Source organism: Paraburkholderia sp. SIMBA_030 (genome assembly GCF_046535245.1).
GTDB lineage: Bacteria > Pseudomonadota > Gammaproteobacteria > Burkholderiales > Burkholderiaceae > Paraburkholderia.
The window spans coordinates 1-249 of sequence record NZ_JAWRXB010001230.1; the positions used below are offsets into that span (position 1 = coordinate 1).

A 249-nucleotide genomic window follows, 5' to 3' on the forward strand; every position below is an offset into this window, starting at 1 on the left:
TCAGTCAATACGAGCGTTGGCTGTTGATTGGTGCGGGCTGACTGTAGCAAGCCTCCTGATGATCACTCTTTGCTATGGCCCCCTGTTCTGGGGAATGACAAAGATCCCTTCAGGCACCGCCGCGGTGCTGGAAATGTCTCTGACGCCGGTTTGTTTGTTCGTCTTCGGGATGGTTTTGCGTCAGGAAAACTGGAGTTGGGCAGCGGCGATCGGCCTCGCTGTCGGATCCCTCGGACTATATCTCCTCTT

Annotated in this window: 1 protein-coding gene; it reads left to right on the top strand. The window is 55.4% G+C overall.

Going from position 1 to position 249, the window contains the following annotated elements; translation table 11 throughout:
• Window positions 1-58 precede the first annotated feature (58 nt).
• Window positions 59-249, top strand: a 191-nt coding sequence (locus tag SB772_RS43965) for an EamA family transporter (protein WP_410839023.1), incomplete at its 3' end; no start/stop codon positions are given.